Genomic DNA, 15,856 nt, shown 5'->3' on the forward strand with positions numbered 1-15,856 from the left:
CATCGTCTCGGCCGGCATGCGCTCAGTTCGCCGCGGCGGCGTCGAACTGGTGCAGCTCGGCCACGTAGCCGCCCGGGAACGCGACCATCGCCGTGCGGCCTTCCAGGTTGGCCGCCGGCTCGACCAGCACCTCGACCTTGGCGGCGCGCGCCTTGGCCAGCGTCGCGTCCAGGTCTGCCACGCGATAGCCGGTGGTTTCCAGGCCGTAGGGATAGGGCAGCTTGCCGTCGGTCACGAACACCAGCATGTTGCCGAAGCCCGACTCGATGCGCACCCGGCGGATCGATTCGCCCGGCTTGCCGACTTCGGCGCCGTCGGCATGACGCAGGTCCGACACGATCCGGCCGTGCGAGAAGCGCAAGAAGCGCTTGATGAAGTTCGACGCTTCGTATTTCGACACATAGACGCGGTTGTCCGGCACCAGCGTGAGCGGCGCATACGCAGGCGCCTTGGTGTGCCAGTAGAGCTGCATCGTCAGGCCGCCCGGCCACTGGATGATCGCGTCCTTGCCGATCGGATCGTCGAACGGCTCGACCAGCACGTCGGCGCCCGCCGCGCGCGCGGCCCGCACCGCGCGGTCGATGTCGGTGACGAGGTAGCCGGTGCGTTCGCTGCCGAACGGACGCGGAATCGGCGTCTGGAACGCGAACACCGACAGCATCCCCACCGGCGTCTGCACGTACTGCGAGGCGGTCTTGCTCGGCGTCGGCGTCACCGTGAACACGGCGCGCGGCGAGGCCTTGCCGCCGAAGGTCGCGACGAAGCTGTCGACGAACGCGTCGATGTCGGCGCTCGCGACGTAGACATGGGTGGTGTCGTATTGCGGGCCGACCGATACCACCGCGGCGCCGGCGGCCGACGACGCGTAGCGCGCCTCGTCCGCGAACGAAGGCGTGGCGGACCACATCAGGCCGACGGCGGCGAGCGCGACGGCAAGCACGCGCGCCGGGCGCGAGAAGGCGGAGTAGTTCATGTGGGGCTCCTGTTTGAAGAAAGGAAAGCAAAACGGATCGCCGGGCGGCCGCGCAGGCGCGCCGCCGACGGCAAGGCAGGGCCGGGCCGCGTCATCGGGCAGGCGCCGCTGCGGGCCACCCACCGCGCAGCGCGGCCAGCGCGAGCGCGGCCAGCAGCACGAGCGGCACGCCGAGCGCCCAGAACGAGGCGGCGCGCCAGCCCAGCGCGCCGCCGCCGGCGCCGAGCGCGAACGCGGCGATCGGCGGCAGCATCCGCGCGAGGCGGCCGCGCGTGTCGCGGCGCCGCGCCGGCGAGCTGCCCGGCGCGACCAGTTCGCAGACGTCGAGCACCGCCTGCGTGACGTTGCCCGTCATCACGGTATTGGCCGCAAGGCCGCGCGTGGCGAGCTTCGCATGCGCGTTCTGCACGCCCATCGCGGCCGCGCCGAGCAGCCCGCAGGCGATCGCGAGCGGTGCGTCGATGCCGACGACCGGCGCGGCGCCCACCCCCGCCAGCATGAACGCCGCGAGCAGCGCGAATTGCAGGCCGTACAGCGCGCCCGCGTGCCGGGCCATCGCGCCGCCGCCCGCGGCCGGCTCCGCCGTCGCGCCGGCCGTGATGCGGGCGCCGACGATGCCGGCCACGAACGCCGGGAACGCGAGCAGCTTGACGAGCACGCCGCCGCCCGCGCCCGCGATGCCGGCGCCGATCAGGATGAAGTTGCCGGTGACGTGCGCGACGAACAGGCCGAACAGCGCGACGAAGCCGAGCGTGTCGACGTAGCCGGCCACGAACGCGAGCAGCACGTTCTCGTGACGCAGTGCGACGCGCATCCAGCCCGCGCCCGGCGTGTCGGGGGACGCGCTCATGGCTGGCGCTCGGGGCGAGCCGGCGCATCGGCCGAAGCCATCAGCGCGTGCTTCGCGGCGGGGTCCGGCGCGGCCGGCGCGCTCGCGCGCCGCGCCTGCTGGGCCGGCTGCCCCCATTGCGCCTGCACGAACGGGATCGCATGCTCGCCGATCACGATGCCGAGCAGCCCGGCCAGCGCGACGAGCGGCGGCGCCGGCGACTGCACGCGCGAGAAGTAATAGAGCAGCCCGACCACGATGCCGGCGCCCAGCGAAATCAGATATGACATGTCGATGCTCCTAGCCTGGCCGCGATCCCGCCGCGCGCCCCGTGCGCCCGGCTCGGCCCGCGGCCGTTCCTGTCCCGTGTTGCCGGCCGGCTCGCGGCGTTCGGCCGGACGTCTTCAATCGCGCCACGGCGAGCCCAGAATCCGGCCGCAGAAGTTCTCGCGGCAGTAGTCGGGATCGATGCGGTCGAGCACGTCCGCCCCGTTGGTGCCGGCCGCGGTGCGCGGCCGGTGCGCGAGGCCGCGGCCGAACGCGCCGATCACCGCCTCGCCGAAGCCCGCGCCGCGCGGGTAGCGCGCCAGCACGCCGGCGCGCTCGTGCGGCGTATACGCGTGGTAGTGCGAACCGGTCAGATCGGTGCTGACCGCCTGCGCCAGCACCCGCGCCAGCGGCGATACGCGTGCCGGCAGCCCCGGCGTGGTATGCAGCGCGATCGCGAGCCACACCTGGTCGCGCCACTGCTGGCTCGCGCCGTGCAGCCGCAGCAGCCCGCACGCGGCGTCGGCGCTGTCGAGTTCGTAGCGCGCCGTCGAGCGCGCGTAGGCCGCGCTCAGCCCCATGTTCGCGTACAGCGCCGTGACGAACAGCGCGCCGCCCTCGCAGGCCAGCCCGGCGCGCCGCGCGCTCAGCGCCGCGAACACGAACACGCGGCGCGCATGGCCGAGCAGCACCGGAGGCAGCGCCGCGCGCGCGCTTTCGGCGGCGGCCACGGCCACCGGCGTACTCGGGATGCGCACGCCCGCCACCTCGCCGCCCACGCTCGACCCCGCTGCTCGCATGCCCTTCCCCCGCGATGTCCGTGTGGTGTGCGCCACGCCTGCGGCGCGCGGGACCTTGCCGCACGCCGCGGGCGTCAGCGCACCCGGCGCCTGCCCCACGGCAGCGCGATGCGGTAGCGCCCCGGCCCGCCGATCGCCACCGTGCCGAACAGGATCAGCAGCATCCAGGCGAACTGCCCCTGCCCGAGCGACCAGTCGGGATGGACCAGCGTCAGCGCGACCACCGTGATCACCAGGATCGGCAGGGCCGCGAGCCGCGCGGCGATGCCGGCCATCATCAGCAGCGGGCACAGCACCTCGGCGAAGATCGCGAACCCGAGCGTCAACGGCGCGCCCAGATGCAGCGGATCCTCGATCACGGCCAGCTGCGCGCTCGGATGCAGTGCCTTCGGCAGCCCATGCACGAACAGCAGCAGCAGGCTCGCGGCCACCCGCAGGAACAGCAGCGCCGCGGCGGTGGTATCGAGGCGGCCCGCCCCCAAGGCGACAGCGGGCGAAGCGTGGGCGCCACGCGGCGCGTCGGACTTCATCGCGGCGCCCCGTCAGAACGCGAAGCAGCTGCAACCGAGCGCGCCCCAGAACGCATTCGGGTCGCCGGCCGGTGCGTTGCGGCCCCAGGCCAGCCCGTGCGCGTGCCGGTGAACGCCGCACCGATTCGCGCAGCCGTCCGCGCAGGCACGTTCGGGCGCGCCGACCGGGCGATAGCGCGCGTAGCCGCCGAACTCCGCCACCGGCGACCAGCTCGGGCTGACCGGCAGCGCGGGCGGCCCGTAGGCGCCGAACTCGCCGTCGGCGTACACCACGCGGCCGTTCACCACCGTCAGCACCGACTCCAGATGCTTGATCGCGTCTTCCTCGATCGTGAAGAAGTCGTCGGTCAGCACCGCGAAGTCGGCGTAGTGGCCCGGCACGAGCGCGCCCTTGCTGGTTTCGTCGTTCGAGAACCAGGCGCTGCCCACCGTGTAGCGGCGCAGCGCTTCCATGCGTTCCAGCCGGTCGCGCGCCGCGTAGATCGGCGTGCCGCCCACGGTGCGCCCCGAGACCAGCCAGTACAGCGAGACGAACGGGTTGTAGCTGGCCACGCGCGTCGCGTCGGTGCCGGCGCCCACCGGCAGGCCGGCCTCGAGCATCCTGCGCACGGGCGGCGTCTGCGCGGCGGCCTCGGCGCCGTAGCGCGCGATGAAGTACTCGCCCTGGTAGGCCATGCGGTGCTGCACGGCGATCCCGCCGCCGAGCGCCGCGATCCGGTCGATGTTGCGCGCCGAGATCGTCTCGCAGTGGTCGAAGAACCAGCGCAGGCCGTCGAACGGCGTGTCGGCGTCGACGCGCTCGAACACGTCGAGGAAGCGTGAAATCGATTCGTCGTAGGTCGCGTGCAGGCGGAACGGCCAGCGATTCTCGACCAGCAGGCGCACCACCGCCTCCAGTTCCTGCTCCATTGCATCGGGCAGCTCGGGGCGCGGTTCGAGAAAGTCCTCGAAGTCGGCCGCCGAGAACACCAGCATCTCGCCCGCGCCGTTGACCTTGAGGAAATCGTCGCCGTCGCCGGGGCGGGTGGCCTTCACCCATTTCGCGAAATCCTCGATCTCGCGCTTCGCGTTCTGCGTAAACAGGTTGTAGGCGATCCGGATCGACAGCTGGTCGCGCCGGGCCAGCTCCATGATCACGGCGTAGTCGTCGGGGTAGGCCTGGTAGCCGCCGCCCGCGTCGATCGCGCTCGTCACGCCGAGCCGGTTCAGCTCGCGCATGAACTGCCGCGTCGAATTCATCTGGTCGTCGGGCGCGAGCTTCGGCCCCTTGGCGAGCGTCGCGTAGAGCAGGCCCGCGTTCGGCCGCGCGATCAGCATGCCGGTGGGGTTGCCGCGCCGGTCGCGCTGGATCTCGCCGCCCGGCGGATTCGGCGTGTCGCGGTCGTAACCGACCGCGCGCAGCGCCGCCGCGTTGAGCAGCGCGCTGTCGTAGAGGTGCAGGAGGAACACCGGCGTATCCGGCGCGATCGCGTTGATCTCGTCGAGCGTCGGGCCGCGCTTCTCGACGAACTGGAATTCGTTCCAGCCGCCCACCACGCGCACCCATTGCGGCGCCGGCGTGCGCGCCACCTGCGCGCGCAGCATCTCGAGCGCGTCGCGCAGCGAGGGCACGCCGTCCCAGCGCAGCTCCATGTTGAAGTTCAGGCCGCCGCGAATCACGTGCAGGTGGGAATCGTTGAGGCCCGGGATCACGGTGCGGCCGTTCAGGTCGATGCGGCGCGCGTCGCCGCGCGCCCATTGCATCACGTCGGCGTCGCTGCCGGTCGCGACGATCCTGCCGCCGGCCGAGGCCAGCGCGGTGACGAACGAGCGGCGCTCGTCCTGCGTGGCGATCTTGCCGTTGTAGATCACCAGATCGGCAATGCGTGCCGGTTGCTCGGGGGTGCTCATCGTCGCCCTCCTTCAGGCTGGATGGATTCGCATGCGGCGGACGCGCTGCCGCCGGATTCGGTGGCCGCGCCGCGCGCGCCCGTCGGGGCGCCGCCGCGGCCGGCTCAGGCGCGTGCCCGAGGCGCGCGCCACGCGGGCTCAGCCCGCCTCGCTCGCGTGCTCGCCGAGGATCTGCTTGGCGTAGCGCACGCCGATGCCGTAGGCGCTGTGCGCCTTGAAGATCTCCATGCAGCCGTCGTAGGTCTCGCCGCGCGCCCAGTCGCGCTGCAGCTCGCACATGAACTGCAGCGAGGTGGTGGGCACCGCGCCGGCCTGGATCACGCGCTGCACGGCGCGCTCGTGCGCCTCTTGCGTGACGTCGCCGCAGGCATCGGTCGGCACGTAGATCTCGAAGCCCTCGGCCAGCATCTGCACGGTCGGAAACGCGACGCAGACTTCCGTCCACAGGCCCGCGATCACGATCTTCCTGCGGCCGGTGGCCTTGATCGCCTCGCGAAATCCGGCGTCTTCCCAAGAATTCATCGAGGTGCGGTCGATCGGCCGGGTGTTCGGGAACACCGCCTGCACTTCGCTGAGCAGATGGCCGCTGAAGGTCTCCGAGGCGATCGTCGTCAGCACGGTGGGCACCTTGAACAGGCGTGCCGCCTTGGCGAGGATCTGCACGTTGTGCAGCACCGTGGTGCGCTCGTGCGAGTGCGTGCCGAAGAACATCTGCGGCTGGTGGTCGATGAGCGCGAGCGCGCAGTTGTCGGGGGTCAGCAGTTCGTAGGCCATCGGAAGCTCCATTGAGGGGGGCGAAGAATCGGCTCGCGGTCCGCGCGGCGCGTGGCATCTCGCGCGGCGCCGGGCTTGGCGATTGGCCTGCAGATTACGCAGGCACGACCTGAAAGTCCTGACGTTTATCTGAAGCAGGCCGGACCCTGGTGCCGGGCCCGCCGCACCGGCCGCACGGCGCACGAAAAAACGCCCGGCCCCAACCGGGCCGGGCGGCCTCGCGCGACGGCGGACGGCGCGTACTACCCGCGCCCGGCGGCCCGTCAGCCCTTCAGGAACGCCAGCAGGTCGGCGTTGACCTGATCCACGTGGGTGCTGCACATGCCGTGCGGCGCGCCGGCATAGACCTTCAGCGTGGCATGGCGCACCAGCCTGGCCGACAGGCGCGCCGAATCGTCGATCGGCACGATCTGGTCGTCGTCGCCGTGCAGGATCAGCGTGGGCACGCCGATCTTCTTCAGGTCCTCGGTGTAGTCCACTTCCGAGAACTGCTTGATGCACTCGTACTGGCCTTTGATCGAGCCGGCCATGCCCTGGCGCCAGAAGTCCTGCACGAGCCCCTGCGAGAGCTTCGCGCCGGGCCGGTTGAAGCCGTAGAACGGCGTGGCGAGATCCAGGTAGAACTGCGAACGGTTCGCGGCCACGCCGGCCCGGATGCCGTCGAACACCGACATCGGCAGCCCGCCCGGGTTGGCGGCCGACTGCAGCATCCGCGGCGGCACCGCGCCGATCAGCACGGCCTTCGCGACGCGCGCCTCGCCGTGGCGGCCCAGGTAGTGCGCCACCTCGCCGCCGCCCGTCGAATGGCCGACCAGCATCGCGCCATGCACGTCGAGCGCGTCGAGCACGGCGGCCAGATCGTCGGCGTAGCTGTCCATGTCGTTGCCCGCCGACGGCTGGCCCGAGCGGCCGTGGCCGCGCCGGTCGTGCGCGATCACGCGGCAGCCCTGGTTGACGAGGCACAGCATCTGCGCGTCCCAGGCGTCGGCCGACAGCGGCCAGCCATGCGAGAACACCACCGGCGTGCCGCTGCCCCAGTCCTTGTAGTAGATCGGCGTGCCGTCCTTGGCCGCCACGTAGCCGCCGCCGTCCGGGCGGCCCTTGGCGTGCGCCTGGGCGTGGGGCGCCGTGGCCGTGCCGGCGGCGGCAGGCAGGCTCGACATCGCCGCCATCGCGCCGGCCACGCCCGCGCCGGCCGAGAGCAGGCGGCGGCGCGTCATGAGGCTGTACTGGGTCGTCATCTCTTCTCCTTCGATACCTCGCCGCGGACCGGCCGGGCGAGCGGTTGGCGTCGTGCTGGATGGGATCGCCGCCGGGCGGGCCGCCCGCGCGTGTTGCGCGGCCGCGCGCCGGTCCGGGACGCGAAGGCAGCCTATCGGGGAGCAACGCCCAAGTCCTTTGGCAAACCTGAAGCGTTCTGAAGCACGGGCGGCGGGCACCGGCTGCAGGGAGGCTGCGGACGCCGCGAGGCGCACGCATCGGCCGGCGCGGCACGGCACGCCGATGCCGGGCAAGCGCGCCGCCGCGGCATGGGGGTGGCGTTCCCGCACCGGGCCGGTGGGCGCGAACGGCGGCCCGGCGCATCATGCGGCGTGAGCTGGCGGCGCGAACGGCAAACCTGAAGCGGCCGCCCGGCAGGGTCCGGCCGTCACGGCGCGCGACGCCGCGGGCGGCGCCGCGTTCGCGCCCGCTCAGGCCGGTTCGACGGCCTGCGCGTCGTGCGCACGCAGCGCGTCGCACAATGCCGCCAGCCGCGCCGCCTCGGGCACGCGCAGCGACATGCCGGTGCGCGCCAGCAGCGCGCGGAACGGCAGCAGCCACTCACGCATCTGCTGGCCGAAATCGGGCGCGTCGCGCAGCGATTCGCCGAGGTCGAGCACCGCGCGCAGCTCGAACAGATGCGCGCCCTGCTCGCGCGCCAGCTCGCGCGCCTCGTGCAGGTGCCGCCGCGCTGCCGCCACCGCGGCCGGCGTGCCGTGGCGGCGCGCGCGTGCGATCTCGACCAGGCCGCGCGCGCGCAGCAGCTCGGCCGCGAACCCCTGGTCGCCGTACACCTCGCCGTGACGCTGCGCCTGGTCGAGCCACTCGCGCGCCGCCTCGAACCGGCCGGCCGCCGTGAGCGCCTCGGCGCAGGCCGCCACGAGCGGGGCCATCAGCCGCTTCATGCCGCGCGTCGCGAGCCGGCCAAGGCACGCTTCCAGCCGCGCGAGCCCTTCGCGCGGCTGGCCCGTGCGCATTTCGAGCAGGCCGGCCAGGCATTCGCCGTAGTCGCGCCAGCCGTCGAAACGGTTCAGCGCCGCCTGCGAGCGCAGCAGTGCGAGATGGCGCGCGGCCGCCTCGATTTCACCGCAGGCGAGCGCGAGCGGCACCACCACCACCGCGAGCAGGTGACAGAGCGAGGGCTCGGGCAGATCGGCGCGCACATGGCTCAGCGCGCGCTCGGCCAGCCGCCAGGCGAGCGCCGTCTCGCCCTGGATCCACGCGATGCGCGCCAGCGTGCCGGTGCCGACGATGCGCGGATCGACGGCCGGCCCGCCCTCGGCGCGCTCGCCGTCGCCCAGCGCGTCGAGCTGCACGAGCAGGCGTTCGAGCCGCTCGCGCGCCTGGCGGTGTTCGCCGAAACAATGCAGCGAGGCGGCCAGCGTGGTGCCGGCGCAGAGCACCTGCCAGCGCGAGCCGCTGGCGAGCGCGCGCGATTCGAAATGCGTCGCGAAGCGCAGCGAGGCGTGAATGTCGCCCGCCGCCATTGCCGCGTTCCAGAGGCCCCACAGCGCGCGCGTGGCGAACCCCTCGTCGCGGTGCGACTCGGCGCGGGCCAGCACGCGGCGCCAGAGCGAGGCCGCCTCGCCGGCCTCGCCGCCCGTGAGCAGCAGCGTCGTCGCATAGGCCGAGCACACGCGCATCTCGCAGAGCGGATCGACGGTGTGCTCGGGCAGCGCGTCGAGCGCGGCAAGCGCACGCGCCGCGCGTTCACGGCACTCGGCGACCAGCGAGGCGTCGAGCAGCTTGCCGACCAGCGAGCCCGCCAGCGACACGCCGAGCACCGGATCGCCGTCGGCCGAGAACGCCCAGTCCCAGATGCCGCGCGCGGCGTCGAGCGGCGCGGGGCCGGCCGTGCACCATCCGGCGCAGGGCGCGTGGCGGCACGCGTGGTCGCCAGCTCGCGCCTCGCAGCAGGACTCGTCGATACGGCGTTGCAGGTAGCGCAGGTGACGGCGCGCGGCGCGCTGCACCTCGCCCTCGTCGCGCAGCTTCTCCATCGCGTAGGCGCGCGTCGATTCGGTGAGCCGGTACAGCGCGATCGCATCATGAAACTCCACGGCGATCAGCGACTTCGCGCTCAGCTCGGCCAGCGCCTTGATCGCGGTGGCGATCGGCATGCCCGGCTCGGTCGCCACCGCGCACACGGCGTCGAACGTGAAGCTGCCGGCGAAGAAGGCGAGATGGCGGAACAGCGTGCGCGCGTCGTGATCGAGCAGCGCGTAGCTCCAGTCGAAGGTCGCGCGCAGCGTCTGATGGCGCGGCAGCGCGAGCCGCAGCCCGCCGCTCAGCAGGTCCAGGCGGTCGTCGAGGCGTGCCGCCACGCCGTCCACGCCGAGCGTGGCGACACGCGCGGCGGCCAGCTCGATGGCGAGCGGCAGGCCGTCGAGCCGGCGGCAGATGTCGGCGACGAGGCGCAGGCTGGCGTCGTCGCCGGCGCAGGCCGCGGCGCCGTCAGGCGCGCTGCCCGGCGCGATCGCACGGGCACGCTGCACGAACAGCGCCACCGCCCCGTAGTCGGTCAGCGTGGCGAGGCTCGCGTCGGCGGGCGGCACCGCGAGCGGCTCGACGCGGTGCACGGCCTCGGCGCGGATCGACAGCGGCTCGCGGCTCGTCACGAGCATGCGCAGGCCGGGCACGGCAGCCGCCAGCGTCTCCACCAGCCACGCCACCACGCCGACCACCTGCTCGGCGTTGTCGAGCACCAGCAGCGTGCCCTCGCCGAGGCCGGCCAGCAGCGGCAGCGGATCGTGCGGGCCCGGCTCGGCGCTCGGGTCCAGCGCCACCGCGAGCGTGGCGAGCACCGCCTCGCGCGAGTCGGCCGACGCCAGCTCGACGAACACCACGTGGCGCACGCGCGGCTGCGATCGCGCGCGTGAATCCGCGTCGCGCAGACATTGCGCGACGCGCAGCGCGAGCGCCGTCTTGCCGATGCCGCCCGCGCCCACCAGCGTGACGACGGACGACTGCGCGAGCCGCGCCAGCACGTCGTCGAGGTCGCCGTCGCGGCCGATCAGCGGCCCCGCCCCGGCAGGCAGTTCGCCCGAGGCGGGCAGCAGTGGCGCCGGCGGATTCGCCGGGCCGGCCGGCACCGCCAGCCGGTAGCCGCGCCCGGTGATGGTGCGGATCAGCTCGCGGTCGGCATGCAGCGCCTTGCGCAGCGCCGCCACGTGAACCTGCAGCCGGTTTTCCTCGACGATCTGATTCGGCCAGACGGCCTCGAGCAGCGCGTCCTTCGACACCACCGCGCCGTTCGCGCGAAACAGGACGTCGAGGATGTCGAACGCGCGCGCGCTCAGGCGCAGCCCTTCGCCGTGCCGCCGCACCTCGCGCCGCTCGAAATCGACGTGCAACGCGCCGATTTGCACCATGACCGTCTCCAAATGGCGCCTGACCGCGGCGCGGGATGGACGCGCCCCGGGCGTGGCACACACGGGGGGCGATGGAGGAAGTGCGCGGATGGTAAGCGAGCCGCCGGATCGCGTCTTGAAGAAAAATCCGCTCGGCGCGCCGCTGACACGCCGCCTCAACGGGCTGCGGCGCGGCTTTTGAACAAAAGGCCAGTGCGCCGTCGCGTGCGCGAGGCGGCGGCTTCGGCGCGCACGGCGGATCGATGACATGTCGCTGACAGACACGGCAGCGACCCGGCCCGGCGCGATCTCGCGAGACGCGGCGCATCCGGTCCTTCGGACTTGAATCCCCGGCGATGAGGGGGACGCCTTTCGGCCGATGACACGCCGATTCGGGAATCGCCGGTTTTCCGCATTTTGCATGGCGCAAAATCCCGGTCTTTCATCCAGCTTGTGGCCGTGTTTTCGCGATGGTATAACCCGAACGCACCCTGGCGGCCGCGTGCCGACGGCCGCCGCGCGCCGGCCTCGCGCCATCGCCATGCCAGCCGGCACCCGTCACGCCCGCGCCGCCGCGGCGGCGCCCACGTCTGGCGCCGCCCCGCGCGCGCCTTTTCTGCGGAGGAAACCGCCCGATGTCGCCTGTTGCCGATACCGTCAGCGCCGCCGCTGCGCCGGCCCCGAGGGATACGCTCGGCTGCCTGTCGAGCAAGCTGCGCAAGAATCTGCAGTTCCAGAGCGGCGATTTCATGTTCCATCGCAAATGCATGGACACGCCGCAGCTCGAGCGCGTGACGATGCCGGCCAGCGACCGCGGGTTCCTGGTCGGCATTTCGCTACGCGCGGGGCACCATCGCAGGAACTTCCGCGGCCCGCGCGCGGAGGATTGCCACTTCGATCGGCATTCGATTTATATTCGCGATTTTTCAGAGAATTACGTCGCCGATCTTTACGGCAATTTCGATTTCCTGCTGCTCGAATTATCGTCGCGGTTTCTGGTTCGGCTCAGCGACGAGCACCAGGCCCCCGCGATCGACGGCCTGCTCTGCGCGGCCGCGGTGGCCGACCCGGTGCTCGGCCACCTGGGCGCCGCGATCGCGGCCGGCATCGAGACGCCGGGCGAACTCGGCGCGCGCTTCGTCGAGCAGGTCGGGCTGGCGATCGGCCTGCATCTCGCGCAGCGCTATGGCAGCCTGCCGCCGCGCGAGGCGCGCCTGAAGGGCCGGCTCAGCGCCGCGCAAGAGGCGCGCGCCAAGGAGCTGCTGATGCTGCGCGACCACCCCCGCTCGTCGCTGGCCGACATCGCGCGCGAATGCAAGCTGTCGCGCAGCTACTTCATCCGCGCGTTCGCCCGTACCACCGGCCGCACGCCGCATCAGTGGCTGCTGGAACAGCGCACCGCGCAGGCGCGCGGCATGATCGAGAGCACGCGCCTGCCGCTCGCCGACATCGCGATCGCCTGCGGCTTCTCGGACCAGAGCCACCTGAGCCGCGTGTTCGCGAAGGCGCTCGGCGTGACGCCGGGCGCATGGCGGCGCGGCGGGGGGCACTGACGCGGCGGGCAGTCCGCCGAAGCCGGCACCGCGGCCGGGCGCGCCGCGCCCCCCGAACGGGCCAGCGGGCCGCGCGGGTGCGGCAGCAGGCGTGGCGGTAGCGGGGCAGCCCCGGATACGCCGTGCCGCGGCGGCGGGGCAGCGCCGTCGGGCTCAGCCCGCGGGCGGCTGCGGTGCGTCCGCGGGAAGGTCGTCGTCCTCGGCCGGATGCGCGTCGAGCCACGCGACGATCTGCTGGGACGCCTGCAGCGGCGTGACCGTCTCACCGGTTGCGAGTACATCGAACTTGTCCGGGTCCATGCCGTCGGGGTTGTCGAGCTGCGCGATCGAGATCGTCCAGCGCCAGTCGATCTGATCGGCGATCGGCGAGGCGATGCCCTCGATGCAACAGCGGCAACCGTCGATCTCGGCGACGAAGCCCGTATGGGTCGGATCATAACTCGCAAACACGGCGGCTCCTCCGGTGGCTGGCTCCGCGACGGCGGACCAAGCGGCGAGTATCGCACGGCGCCATCGCGACCGGCGAGATGCGCGCGCCTGCGCGCCGGCACGGCATCCGCGTGACCGGCGCCCGGCAGGGCCGCGGCGCGCGCCTCAGCGGGTAGCGCGCGGCTTGCCGGCCCCCTTGCCGCGCGGCTTGCGCACACTGAACGGACTGCCATCGGTGACGTTCCCGGCCGCGCCCGCACGCGGCGCCGCCTTGCGCTTGCCCGGCGCGCCCGGCGCACGCGGTTTGGCGCCGGCCGGCGGCACACCGCCCGGCCTGGCTTGCGGCGTCTTCGGCTGCTTGGGCTTTTTCGGCTTCTTGATGAGCTCGCCGGCGGCGCTGGTTTGCGGCACGCGGTGCTCGGCTTCGAAACCCGGCTCCTCCTCGCGCCGCAGCGTTTGCCGGATCAGCGCCTCGATCGCGGCCAGTTGCGGCGCCTCGTCGGCACATACCAGCGACACCGCCACGCCGCTCGCGCCGGCGCGGCCGGTGCGGCCGATCCGATGCACGTAGTCCTGCGCCACGATCGGCAGATCGACGTTGATCACCAGCGGCAGATCGTCGATATCGAGGCCGCGCGCCGCCACGTCGGTGGCGACCAGCATCCGCACCTCGCCGCGCTTGAAGCGCTCCAGCGCGCGCAGGCGCGCGGGCTGCGGCTTGTCGCCATGGATCGTATCGACCGCGTGGCCCGCCGCCTCCAGCCGGGCCGCCAGATAATCGACGCCGGCACGGGTCCTGGCGAACACCAGCGCGTGCTGCCAGCCGTGCTCGGCCAGCAGGTGCATGAAAAGCTCGGGCTTGTTGCGTTTGTCCACCGTCACCACCCACTGCCGAACCCGGCTGGCCGTGGCATTGGGCGCGCTGACGCTGATCTGGACGGGCTCGTGCAGGCGCTTCGCGGCCATCGCGCGAATCTCGTCGGGGAACGTGGCGGAGAACAGCAGCGTCTGGCGCCGGGTGGGCAGGGCGGCGAACACGGCATCGAGTTCGCGGGCGAAGCCGAGGTCCAGCATGCGGTCGGCTTCGTCCAGCACCAGGGTGCGCACCTGGTCGAACTGCACCGCGTTCTGCCGGTTCAGATCGAGCAGCCGGCCCGGCGTGGCGACCAGCACGTCCACGCCCTTGCGCAGCTTCATCATCTGCGGGTTGATGCTGACCCCGCCATAGGCGGCCAGCATGCGCAACTCGAGGCCGCAGCCGTAGTCGGCGAAGCTTTGCAGCACCTGTTCGGCCAGTTCGCGGGTGGGCACCAGCACCAGCACGCGGGCACGATTGCTGGACACCGCGGGGCCCTGCTGCACCAGCCGCTGCAGCAGCGGCAGCGCGAAGCCGGCGGTCTTGCCGGTGCCGGTCTGCGCCGCGGCCAGCACGTCCTTGCCGCCGAGCACGGCCGGAATTGCCCTGGCCTGCACCGGCGTGGGCTCCGCGTAATTGAGTTCGCGCAGGTTACGCAGCAACGGTTCGATCAGGCCAAGCGAGGCAAAGGACATGGACGTGTTCCGGACTAAAACCGCGATTCTAACGGTTGCCGCGCCTCGGCCCGCGGCCGGCGCGGCTCGCCCGACGGCGATCCGGCCGGCATCGGTCAGCGCGCGGCGAGCGCCGGGTGCTGCATCAGCGCGGCGGCGGCCGGCGCCGACGAGGCCGGATTCTGCCCGGTGACCAGCAGGCCGTCGGTGACGACGTGCGGCGCCCAGTCGTCGGTCTTCGAATACAGGCCGCCCTTGGCCTTCAGCTCGTCCTCGACGAGGAACGGCACGACCTGGGTCAGCCCCACCGCGGCCTCCTCGGCATTGCTGAAGCCGGTGACCTGCTTGCCCTGGACCAGCGGCAAGCCGGCCGGCGTGCGGACGTGGCGCAGCACGCCGGGCGCATGGCAGACCAGTGCCAGGGGCTTGCCGGCCGCGATGAACGCCTCGATCAGCGCGATCGAGGCGCGATCCTCGGCGAGATCCCACAGCGGGCCATGGCCGCCGGGGTAGAACACCGTGTCGAAGTCGGCCTGCGAGACGCTGTCGAGCCGCACCGTGGCGGCCAGCTGCGCGCTGGCCTGCGGATCCTGCTCGAAGCGGCGCGTCATGTCGGTCTGGCTGGCCGGCTCGCTGCTCTTGGGGTCGAGCGGCGGCTGGCCGCCCTTCGGCGAAGCCAGCACGATTTCCGCGCCGGCGTCCTTGAACGCATAGAAGGGGGCGGCCAGCTCCTCGAGCCAGAAGCCGGTCTTGCGGCCGGTGTTGCCGAGTTCGTCGTGCGAGGTCAGGACCATCAGGACTTTCATGTCGTTGCTCCGTGGGGTTGAGAGGGGAAGTCGGTCGAGCCGCGAACCGGCCGAGCGTGGCCAAACCGGCACACCGCAAACCAGGCTGGCGGGCTGACGATGGCCGCGGTGCGGCGGCTCAGGATGGCGCGCACGACGTGCGACAAGTCCGCCACCCCGGCGCCCGGCTCGACCGCCAGGCATTGCCGCGGCAGACCTGGGGCGGCTGCGTTTCGCGCCGGACCCGCCGCTAGCCCGTCAGCCCTTGCGCCATGGGCAGGCCCGACACGGACAGCGTGCGGCCGGGCTCGGCCAGGGAGTCGTCGAACTGGCATTGCGGCAAGGTCATGCCGAACGCATCCTTCGAACCGACGCCGCGCGGGCGCGCCCGCTTCGGCACGCCGCCCGGCGGCGGCAGCTCGTTCGAGCCGACGCCGGCACCGCCCTTGGCGCCGATCCGCCGCCGACCGACGGCAATGCGGTTCTCGCATACGCCGCTCGATCGAGATGGGTTCGCGGCCACCATGGGCGGACGATACGCAGGAATAGACCCGTCGTCCAGCGAGCCTCGATTGTCACGTTGCGCACCGGCCGGCCGCTTCACTCGCGCGCCTGGGCGCGCCGCGCCGGCGCAGCCGTGTTGCGCCGGCGCCGCATCGCGACCGAGGTATTTCGTCACGCGCCTCTCTCGAAGCATTTCGAGAACGAGCGCCGCCGATCGGGCGCGGGTGCCCGCCGGGCGGTGCGCGCGCCGATCGCGGCGGCGCACACGATCCCATCCCGGGACTTCGCCTGAAACAATCTATTCGCATCGTTCCAGTTAACTGGCACCACGCCGGCTCCTACCATGCGCGCATGGAGGCGGGCCAGACGGTCCGCGTCGGCG

The 15,856-nt window shown here is 72.6% G+C and carries 14 protein-coding genes; 1 reads left to right on the top strand and 13 read right to left on the bottom strand.

Features of this window, described 5'->3' with window-relative positions; all coding sequences use genetic code 11:
- Positions 1-22: 22 nt before the first annotated feature.
- From KS03_RS11495 to KS03_RS11535, 9 genes are all read right to left on the bottom strand, one after another.
- Complete coding sequence (locus tag KS03_RS11495; RefSeq protein WP_012733364.1) at positions 23-973, bottom strand: VOC family protein; 951 nt, start codon at positions 971-973, stop codon at positions 23-25.
- 91 nt (positions 974-1,064) lie between these two features.
- Entirely contained in the window at positions 1,065-1,823 is a 759-nt protein-coding gene (locus tag KS03_RS11500; protein WP_035982103.1) for a YoaK family protein, read from the bottom strand.
- Positions 1,820-2,092, bottom strand: coding sequence for a DUF1427 family protein (locus KS03_RS11505; RefSeq protein WP_012733362.1), 273 nt, complete (start codon positions 2,090-2,092; stop codon positions 1,820-1,822). Before KS03_RS11505 ends, KS03_RS11500 begins: the two co-directional genes overlap by 4 nt.
- Positions 2,093-2,206: 114 nt before the next feature.
- Complete coding sequence (locus tag KS03_RS11510; RefSeq protein ID WP_012733361.1) at positions 2,207-2,869, bottom strand: HD domain-containing protein; 663 nt, start codon at positions 2,867-2,869, stop codon at positions 2,207-2,209.
- Between the two features lie 74 nt (positions 2,870-2,943).
- The gene (locus tag KS03_RS11515) at positions 2,944-3,399 is read right to left on the bottom strand and encodes a DoxX family protein (protein WP_371821524.1); all 456 of its coding nucleotides are present in this window, start codon (positions 3,397-3,399) and stop codon (positions 2,944-2,946) included.
- Positions 3,400-3,411: 12 nt separating this feature from the next.
- Positions 3,412-5,289, bottom strand: coding sequence for an amidohydrolase (locus KS03_RS11520; RefSeq protein WP_012733359.1), 1,878 nt, complete (start codon positions 5,287-5,289; stop codon positions 3,412-3,414).
- 138 nt (positions 5,290-5,427) lie between these two features.
- Positions 5,428-6,063: a hydrolase gene (locus tag KS03_RS11525; RefSeq protein ID WP_012733358.1), complete on the bottom strand. Its 636-nt coding sequence runs from the start codon at positions 6,061-6,063 to the stop codon at positions 5,428-5,430.
- A gap of 263 nt (positions 6,064-6,326) precedes the next feature.
- On the bottom strand, positions 6,327-7,304 hold the full coding sequence (locus KS03_RS11530) for an alpha/beta fold hydrolase (protein WP_012733357.1): 978 nt from the start codon (positions 7,302-7,304) through the stop codon (positions 6,327-6,329).
- 450 nt (positions 7,305-7,754) lie between these two features.
- Positions 7,755-10,694, bottom strand: a complete 2,940-nt coding sequence (locus KS03_RS11535) for an ATP-binding protein (RefSeq protein WP_012733356.1) — start codon at positions 10,692-10,694, stop codon at positions 7,755-7,757.
- Between the two features lie 614 nt (positions 10,695-11,308).
- On the opposite strand from KS03_RS11535, the gene KS03_RS11540 reads away from it, so the two are divergent.
- Positions 11,309-12,226, top strand: a complete 918-nt coding sequence (locus tag KS03_RS11540; protein WP_012733355.1) for a helix-turn-helix domain-containing protein — start codon at positions 11,309-11,311, stop codon at positions 12,224-12,226.
- Between the two features lie 153 nt (positions 12,227-12,379).
- Here the strand turns inward: KS03_RS11540 and KS03_RS11545 are convergent, their stop codons facing one another.
- The 4 genes from KS03_RS11545 to KS03_RS32045 form a co-directional block, all read right to left on the bottom strand.
- On the bottom strand, positions 12,380-12,676 hold the full coding sequence (locus KS03_RS11545) for a hypothetical protein (RefSeq protein ID WP_012733354.1): 297 nt from the start codon (positions 12,674-12,676) through the stop codon (positions 12,380-12,382).
- 144 nt (positions 12,677-12,820) lie between these two features.
- A complete protein-coding gene (locus KS03_RS11550; RefSeq protein WP_012733353.1) occupies positions 12,821-14,206 on the bottom strand; it encodes a DEAD/DEAH box helicase in 1,386 nt (461 codons plus the stop codon).
- Between the two features lie 95 nt (positions 14,207-14,301).
- Complete coding sequence (locus KS03_RS11555) at positions 14,302-14,991, bottom strand: type 1 glutamine amidotransferase domain-containing protein (RefSeq protein WP_012733352.1); 690 nt, start codon at positions 14,989-14,991, stop codon at positions 14,302-14,304.
- Positions 14,992-15,220: 229 nt separating this feature from the next.
- Positions 15,221-15,739, bottom strand: coding sequence for a hypothetical protein (locus tag KS03_RS32045; RefSeq protein ID WP_158335148.1), 519 nt, complete (start codon positions 15,737-15,739; stop codon positions 15,221-15,223).
- Positions 15,740-15,856 lie beyond the last annotated feature (117 nt).

It is taken from the genome of Burkholderia glumae LMG 2196 = ATCC 33617 (assembly GCF_000960995.1).
GTDB lineage: Bacteria > Pseudomonadota > Gammaproteobacteria > Burkholderiales > Burkholderiaceae > Burkholderia > Burkholderia glumae.

Bases quoted from the DNA above. Each gene is read 5' to 3' on its own strand.
- KS03_RS11495 (WP_012733364.1), bottom strand. From the start codon at position 973: ATGAACTACTCCGCCTTCTCGCGCCCGGCGCGCGTGCTTGCCGTCGCG.
- KS03_RS11500 (WP_035982103.1), bottom strand. From the start codon at position 1,823: ATGAGCGCGTCCCCCGACACGCCGGGCGCGGGCTGGATGCGCGTCGCA.
- KS03_RS11505 (WP_012733362.1), bottom strand. From the start codon at position 2,092: ATGTCATATCTGATTTCGCTGGGCGCCGGCATCGTGGTCGGGCTGCTC.
- KS03_RS11510 (WP_012733361.1), bottom strand. From the start codon at position 2,869: ATGCGAGCAGCGGGGTCGAGCGTGGGCGGCGAGGTGGCGGGCGTGCGC.
- KS03_RS11515 (WP_371821524.1), bottom strand. From the start codon at position 3,399: ATGAAGTCCGACGCGCCGCGTGGCGCCCACGCTTCGCCCGCTGTCGCC.
- KS03_RS11520 (WP_012733359.1), bottom strand. From the start codon at position 5,289: ATGAGCACCCCCGAGCAACCGGCACGCATTGCCGATCTGGTGATCTAC.
- KS03_RS11525 (WP_012733358.1), bottom strand. From the start codon at position 6,063: ATGGCCTACGAACTGCTGACCCCCGACAACTGCGCGCTCGCGCTCATC.
- KS03_RS11530 (WP_012733357.1), bottom strand. From the start codon at position 7,304: ATGACGACCCAGTACAGCCTCATGACGCGCCGCCGCCTGCTCTCGGCC.
- KS03_RS11535 (WP_012733356.1), bottom strand. From the start codon at position 10,694: ATGGTGCAAATCGGCGCGTTGCACGTCGATTTCGAGCGGCGCGAGGTG.
- KS03_RS11540 (WP_012733355.1), top strand. From the start codon at position 11,309: ATGTCGCCTGTTGCCGATACCGTCAGCGCCGCCGCTGCGCCGGCCCCG.
- KS03_RS11550 (WP_012733353.1), bottom strand. From the start codon at position 14,206: ATGTCCTTTGCCTCGCTTGGCCTGATCGAACCGTTGCTGCGTAACCTG.
- KS03_RS11555 (WP_012733352.1), bottom strand. From the start codon at position 14,991: ATGAAAGTCCTGATGGTCCTGACCTCGCACGACGAACTCGGCAACACC.